This is a genomic window from Stenotrophomonas sp. YJH_SMC_27, from assembly GCF_059369815.1.
In genome coordinates this window covers 1-1,821 of record NZ_JCAFTA010000032.1, presented here as the reverse complement: position 1 = coordinate 1,821, position 1,821 = coordinate 1, and the positions used below count along the sequence as shown (strand labels likewise).

The following is a 1,821-nucleotide window of genomic DNA, read 5'->3' as shown; positions in this document are numbered from 1 at the left end:
TTATCGACGTTAAGGTGCGGGATGGGGATCGCTCGGCTCGTCTGTCGGCTGCTACCCGCAGATATCATGTTGACGGTCCCTCCACCCTGGCTCCTACATACCGCGTAGGAGCCGGGAGGAACATACAAGCCATGCTCGGCTCATTTTTCCGGGTGCATGATGCCTGGCCCGAAGGCAGCCGAGCATGGGCTCGGCTCTACATGCCAAGATGCGCCATCACCGCTGATGGATCACCGCGATGTACCGCACCTTTGCTGCTGCATTGCTCTGCGCCCTGTTCGCTGCTCCACCCGCTTCTGCGCGTGGGCTCCCCGTCGGCCTCTCTTCACAGCTCGAAGCCCAACTGCAGACCAACCGCAAGCGCTACGGCATCGCCGGGCAAGCGGTGCTGGTCGCCCACAACGGACAGGTGCTGTACCAGGGCGCCAGCGGCGAGCGTGACCCGGCCTCCCACGCACCGGCCACCGTCGATTCCATTTTCGCCGCGCAATCGATGGCCAAGCTGCTGACCAGCACGCTGGTGATGCAATTGGTCGATCAGGGCAAGGTGGATCTGGAGACGCCGGCAAGCCGCTATGTTCCGGGCCTGCCGACTGCATGGCAGGCAATCCACGTGCGCGACTTCCTCAACCACAGCTCGGGTATCGGCGAGTACTACGACCGGGTGGAGGACCGCTGGGTGAGCAAGGGCTACCCCGGTGTAGCGCCTGACCTTGGCACTGCGCTGAAGGTGGCCGGCGCTGCACCGATGCAGTTCGCCACCGGCAGCCGCGTGCAGTACACCCAGGCGAACTACCTGGTGCTGACGGCGTTGCTGGAAGCGCACTATCGCAAGCCCTACCCGGCCATCGCACGCGAACGCATCCTGCAGCCTTTGAAGATGGCCAGCACCTCGTGGGGTGTCACCAGCGTGCCAGCCACGCGCGCGGCGGTGCCGTACATCGGCAAGGACGGCCAACTGCAGCCGGCCAATGAAGACCCTTGGCCGGACTACGGCTGGGGCCATGCCGACCTGCAGACCACCGTGGGCGACATGAACCGCTTCCTGCAGGCACTGGCCACCGGCAAGCTGGTGCGCACGGCGACCCTGGAAACACTCTGGCAGCCGCAGAAACTGAGCGGTGGCGGCAGCAATTTCTTCTCCACCGGCTGGGACACCACCCGCAGTGACGGCTACACCCAGGTCGGCCATGATGGCGGCACCCGTGTACGTGCGCGATTGGCCTACAAGGGCACGCTGGCCAGCGGCTACTGGGTATTCGTTTACCTGACCAACGGCAGCGCCCGCAATGTCTGGTCGAGCACGCTGGTGGAAAGCACGATGGCGGTGGCCGCGCCGAAGGAGTTTCCGCATGCGGTACTGTCCGAGCGGCTGATCGCGTATGCGCTGGACGATGACGCAGGCGCTGCCCAGGCGATACGCAGCTGGTTGCGCGATGACAACCGGGTGACGGGCAGCGAGCTGGAACGTGCGATCAACGCCAGTGGCTATGCCATCCGCGAGAGCCTTGGTGCACGCAGGGCGTTGAAGGTATTCGCCCTCAACACCGAGCTGTATCCGGATTCGGCCAATGTGTGGGACAGCCTGGCCGAGTGTCATGCGGCATTGGGCGAGAAGGAAGCAGCTGATCAGTTCTACGCAAAGTCGAAGACGCTGACGAAACCCTCGCCATAAACCCTGCTGTAGAGCCGAGATCCTATGTTCGTGGTCAAGCCTGCTGGAAGCAGGCTTGACCCACTTTCAGCATGGCCGGGTCAAAGTCCCGGCCGCTCTTGAAGACGCCCCAAGCGATCCTGGCCAGCTTTCTGGCCAGGATGTTG

The 1,821-nt window shown here is 63.8% G+C and carries 1 protein-coding gene and 1 pseudogene; one reads left to right on the top strand and one right to left on the bottom strand.

The genetic code is table 11. From position 1 onward, the window contains the following. Positions 1-238: 238 nt before the first annotated feature. A complete protein-coding gene (locus AC5P7R_RS22350; protein WP_134730842.1) occupies positions 239-1,675 on the top strand; it encodes a serine hydrolase domain-containing protein in 1,437 nt (478 codons plus the stop codon). Positions 1,676-1,709: 34 nt separating this feature from the next. Here AC5P7R_RS22350 and AC5P7R_RS22345 read toward each other — a convergent pair. Continuing rightward, positions 1,710-1,821, bottom strand: a pseudogene (locus AC5P7R_RS22345) (IS110 family transposase); the annotation flags it as partial.

Excerpts from the sequence above, each read along its gene's own strand:
- AC5P7R_RS22350 (WP_134730842.1), top strand. The coding sequence starts at position 239 with ATGTACCGCACCTTTGCTGCTGCATTGCTCTGCGCCCTGTTCGCTGCT.